The 5,000-nt window shown below is 59.1% G+C and carries 3 protein-coding genes, 1 tRNA gene, 2 rRNA genes and 1 pseudogene (1 of these 7 only partly in view); 6 read left to right on the plus strand and 1 reads right to left on the minus strand.

What is annotated here, in order from left to right; genetic code table 11:
* The 3 genes from CK230_RS09870 to CK230_RS09880 form a co-directional block, all read left to right on the plus strand.
* Positions 1-1,366: ribosomal RNA gene (locus CK230_RS09870) — 23S ribosomal RNA — on the plus strand; it begins 1,514 nt to the left of the window's first position.
* A gap of 287 nt (positions 1,367-1,653) precedes the next feature.
* A 5S ribosomal RNA gene (gene rrf / locus CK230_RS09875) occupies positions 1,654-1,768 on the plus strand.
* 308 nt (positions 1,769-2,076) lie between these two features.
* Positions 2,077-2,153 (plus strand) — tRNA-Met (locus tag CK230_RS09880).
* Between the two features lie 197 nt (positions 2,154-2,350).
* Here CK230_RS09880 and CK230_RS09885 read toward each other — a convergent pair.
* On the minus strand, positions 2,351-3,202 hold the full coding sequence (locus CK230_RS09885; RefSeq protein ID WP_095817020.1) for an NmrA family NAD(P)-binding protein: 852 nt from the start codon (positions 3,200-3,202) through the stop codon (positions 2,351-2,353).
* 275 nt (positions 3,203-3,477) lie between these two features.
* Between CK230_RS09885 and CK230_RS09890 the strand changes: the two genes are divergently transcribed.
* The 3 genes and pseudogenes from CK230_RS09890 to CK230_RS09900 all read left to right on the plus strand — a co-directional run bounded on the left by CK230_RS09890 (position 3,478) and on the right by CK230_RS09900 (position 4,904).
* Positions 3,478-4,119, plus strand: a complete 642-nt coding sequence (locus CK230_RS09890; protein WP_095817021.1) for a ThuA domain-containing protein — start codon at positions 3,478-3,480, stop codon at positions 4,117-4,119.
* Between the two features lie 205 nt (positions 4,120-4,324).
* On the plus strand, positions 4,325-4,591 hold the full coding sequence (locus tag CK230_RS09895; RefSeq protein ID WP_095816951.1) for a type II toxin-antitoxin system ParD family antitoxin: 267 nt from the start codon (positions 4,325-4,327) through the stop codon (positions 4,589-4,591).
* A gap of 3 nt (positions 4,592-4,594) precedes the next feature.
* Positions 4,595-4,904, plus strand: a pseudogene (locus tag CK230_RS09900) (type II toxin-antitoxin system RelE/ParE family toxin).
* Positions 4,905-5,000 lie beyond the last annotated feature (96 nt).

The raw sequence follows: 5,000 nt of genomic DNA on the forward strand, positions 1-5,000 counted from the left end.
AATATTCGTGGGCCTGGAGGTAGTGACGGATCACACAAGTTGTCCAATCTTATCGGATTGAACGGGCAGCGGAGTGGTTCCAGGAAATAGCTCCTCCTTATAGACCGTACCCGAAACCGACACTGGTGGTCAGGTAGAGTATACCAAGGCGCTTGAGAGAACTATGCTGAAGGAACTCGGCAAATTGCACGCGTAACTTCGGAAGAAGCGTGACCCTTTTCTACGCAAGTGGAGGAGGGTGGCACAGACCAGGGGGTAGCGACTGTTTATCAAAAACACAGGGCTCTGCGAAGCCGCAAGGCGACGTATAGGGTCTGACGCCTGCCCGGTGCTGGAAGGTTAAGAGGAGGGGTGCAAGCTCTGAATCGAAGCCCCAGTAAACGGCGGCCGTAACTATAACGGTCCTAAGGTAGCGAAATTCCTTGTCGGGTAAGTTCCGACCTGCACGAATGGCGTAACGACTTCCCCGCTGTCTCCAGCATAGACTCAGTGAAATTGAATTCCCCGTGAAGATGCGGGGTTCCTGCGGTTAGACGGAAAGACCCCGTGCACCTTTACTATAGCTTTACATTGGCATTCGTAGTGGCATGTGTAGGATAGGTGGTAGGCTTTGAAGCCTGGGCGCCAGCTCAGGTGGAGCCACCCTTGAAATACCACCCTTATTACTATGGATGTCTAACCGCGGCCCGTTATCCGGGTCCGGGACAATGTATGGTGGGTAGTTTGACTGGGGCGGTCGCCTCCTAAAGAGTAACGGAGGCGCGCGATGGTGGGCTCAGAACGGTCGGAAATCGTTCGCTGAGTGCAATGGCATAAGCCTGCCTGACTGCGAGACTGACAAGTCGAGCAGAGACGAAAGTCGGTCATAGTGATCCGGTGGTCCCGCGTGGAAGGGCCATCGCTCAACGGATAAAAGGTACGCCGGGGATAACAGGCTGATGACCCCCAAGAGTCCATATCGACGGGGTTGTTTGGCACCTCGATGTCGACTCATCGCATCCTGGGGCTGGAGCAGGTCCCAAGGGTATGGCTGTTCGCCATTTAAAGCGGTACGTGAGTTGGGTTCAGAACGTCGTGAGACAGTTCGGTCCCTATCTGCCGTGGGTGTAGGAATATTGAAAGGATCTGTCCCTAGTACGAGAGGACCGGGATGGACGGATCTCTGGTGGACCTGTTGTGGCGCCAGCCGCATCGCAGGGTAGCTATATCCGGACGGGATAACCGCTGAAGGCATCTAAGCGGGAAACCCACCTTGAAACGAGTATTCCCTGAGAACCGTGGAAGACGACCACGTTGATAGGCCGGGTGTGGAAGAGCGGCAACGCTTGAAGCTTACCGGTACTAATAGTTCGATAGGCTTGATCGTTCTCATTACTTATATCCATCAAGGCGCAATCCGAAGGATTGTCGCCATTCTCACTCACGCTTGTTCCGCCCTCACGGGCGGCGCTACGTGGGTGCGGCGCAACAGCGCCGACGGTCGGTCGACCTTGCGAAGCTTCGCTTCGAAAGGCGCCAGGCTGAAAGGAACATCCAGGGCACAACAAAGACCAGCGAACAGCCTAGAGAAAGCAGCAAATAGGGTTCCCTATTGGCTACTCACTATTGGCTATTCGCTCAAAAAGCTTCTCGATTGAACATGCGTTTTGCCGACCTGGTGGTTATGGCGGAGCGGCTGCACCCGATCCCATTCCGAACTCGGCCGTGAAACGCTCCAGCGCTGATGGTACTTCGTCTCAAGACGCGGGAGAGTAGGTCGCTGCCAGGTCTGCAAAACGCATGTTCACCCTCACATCCGGACCAAGCTCCGGAGGGAAATAAATCTTCTCTCTACGATCTTAGTGATGCATGTCGTTGGCTCAAAACCGCTAGGCACTTTTGAGCGACATGCATAAGGCCCGCCAACGGGACCCCGGGCCGCGAAAGCGGCCCTTTCATTTGGTGAGCCATCTACCTATCTGTAGGCCAGCCTATCCATAGGCGTGCGCTTACGTCCAAGAACGCAAGCAAACGCTTGCTCGTAGTCGCAAGCAAACGCTTGCTCATAGTCGCAAGCAAACGCTTGCTCGTAGGTGACGCGGGGTGGAGCAGCCCGGTAGCTCGTCAGGCTCATAACCTGAAGGTCACAGGTTCAAATCCTGTCCCCGCAACCAGATACAAGAACAGCCCGGCTCAATCCGGGCTGTTCTTGTATCTGGCTGACGGTGGCCGGCTGATTTGAACTGTCATCAGGGGCCCGCAAGGAGGCAAAGCCGACGCCGCGGGACAGAAAAGCTAAATCCTGTCCCCGCAACCAAACAAACGCCCGCGAAAGCGGGCGTTTTGCTTTTTGGCCGCCAGGGCCGGTAGTTCATCCTTGCTCACCGAATCCAGCAGGATCACCGCGCGCCAGTTCCTCCAGATATGCACGCAGCGACCGCGGCTCACGACCCAGGATCGCATGCAGCGTCAGCGGGTTGCCGAGCAGCCCGTGGTGATCGTAGTGATCGAACATCGCCCTCAAGCCCTGGGAAACGTCACCGAGGACACCGGGATCGCGGCGCTCCCCGATCTTGCGGCCCAGCACATCGCTCATCAGCGCGACGACGTCGTGTCGATCGAGTTGCCCGGGTGCGCAAAGTTCGAACGTGCCAAAAAGCAGCCGGTCTTCCGTCAGGGCTATCGCCGCGACCTCGGCGACATCGCGATAGTCGACCAGCGAGAAACGGGTCTCGGACGACCAAGGCTCCGCGAGCACGCCCTCCTTCACGACTTTGGGCCAGAATGCCGCGTAGTTCTGAAAGTAGCGCGCCGGATGGAGGAACGTATATTCCAGGCCGGAGTTGAGAACCGCCTCCTCGACCGGCGCCTTGGCGACATGATTGACGAGGTCCGAAAGCACCGGATGGATCACGGCCGAAAACACCAATCGGCGCACACCCGCGTCGATGGCAGCCTTCACGACAGTTTTTCCCACGTCGGCCTCGCCGGGAATGAATGCCGGGGCGATGTAGAAGACGGCGTCGACATCCTTGAGTGCCGCATCCAAAGCTGGCCGATCGCGCAGGTCGCCGATGGCGACTTCGGTTGCGCCGTGACCGCGCGCCAGTTCAGCCTGTTCTGGCCTGCGGATGAAGGCACGGACGCGCGCACCTCGCGTCGCAAGGGCGGGAATGACACTGCCTGCAAAATCTCCCGCAGCGCCGAAGGCGAGAATCATCATGATCATGTTCCTGCAAGTTCGTGATGGCCACCAATGGCCCTCAACTCAATCTGGTTCCCGCGACCGGGATGTCACCACTCCGCCTGCTTTTTTCGGGTGACGCCTAACGGGTGCATAAGATGAACTGGCGAAGGCGTGCCCGCGTTCCCAAATGCCCACTTGTGGGCCGGCTCGCCTCGGGCTTTCTTTGCTGACATGCGTTTACGTCCGAAATCTCGGTGACTATTCGTCCTTGGCGACCTCGAATGAATGCAACCAAACCGACGGAGGGAAAAATGCGGCAGGCGCTGATCGTATGGGGCGGCTGGGAGGGGCACGAGCCCGAGGCCGGGGCGCGCGCCGTCAAGGCAATGCTCGAGGAGGAAGGCTTTGCAGTGCGCGTGGAGGACACGACCGCGGTCTTCGCCGACCCGGCGATCGCCGAGCTCAGCCTGATCGTGCCGATCTACACCATGTCCAAGCTCACCAAGGCGGAGGAAACCAATCTGACGAAGGCGGTCGAGAACGGCGTCGGCCTCGGCGGCTATCATGGCGGCATGGGCGACGCATTTCGCGAGTCGCCCGAATACCAGTTCGTATGCGGTGGGCAATGGGTTGCGCATCCTGGCAACATCATCGACTATCACGTGAATGTGACGCGGCGCGACGACCCGATCATGCAGGGCATCGAGGATTTCCCTTACCGCTCCGAGCAATATTACATGCATGTCGACCCCTCGAACGAAGTGCTGGCGACGACAACCTTCTCCGGCGAACATGCGCCATGGATCGACGGCGTCGTCATGCCGGTGGTGTGGAAGCGCAGGCACGGCAAGGGGCGGGTGTTCTATTCGTCGCTCGGTCACGCAGCGTCGGAATTCCAGGTGCCGCAGATGCGCACCGTCCTGCGCCGCGGATTGGTGTGGGCGGCGCGCTGAGGCGGCGAGCCGGCTAAAGCGCGTGGCGATCCTCGATCGGCACCGGCGGCCTTGATCGACATTTCGGTTGCTGCCCGATTCGGGGGAGCTCGGTCCCCTACCGAATCGCCAAGGACGAAGCACGCCCGAATCAACCAAGACTGTCAGTCATTGCTATCTATTGCTATATCTGCCGCCCGGCTCCATATTTTCCCGAGGAGGTCCCATGCCCAACTTCGCTTTGAACGAGCACTATGAGCGCTTCATCAGGAAGCAGCTCGAATCGGGCCGCTACAACAATGCCAGCGAGGTTGTCCGCGCCGGCTTGCGCATGCTCGAGGATTTCGAGGCGGAGCGGGAGAAGTGGCTGCGCGACGAAATCCCGGCGCGCATGGCCGAGCTCCAGCGGGATCCGGCGAAGGGAATCCCCGCTGAAACGGTGTTTTCCCGGCTGGAGGCCCGTCATCGCGCGCGGCAGGCGAAAGCCAAGTAGGAGATGGAATACCGGATTGTCTTCCATGCGAAAGCGGAGGACGAACTCGAACAGCTTTATGACGACATAGCCGAGCGTGCGTCGCCGGCGGTTGCCTGGAATTTTGTCGCCGGCATCCGCGATCATTGCCTTGGCCTGTCGACATTTCCACAGCGCGGTACCGAGCGGGTCGAGATCATGCCGGGGCGCGGATCATCGGCTATCGCCGCGCGGTCAGCATCGTTTTCGCTGTCGACGGCGAGCGCGTGCTGATCCTGGGATCTTCTACGCAGGCCGGAACATCACGCCCGAATTGCTGGAAGAACGGCTCTAAACCGGGGTTCAGTCGGGCGCCGCCGTCGGCATTCGGCTAAAGTGCTGCAGGCGATTTCCGGTTGAATGCATCCGCTCGGCGGAGCGGTTATGGCTG

It is taken from the genome of Mesorhizobium sp. WSM3859, from assembly GCF_002295065.1.
GTDB lineage: Bacteria > Pseudomonadota > Alphaproteobacteria > Rhizobiales > Rhizobiaceae > Mesorhizobium.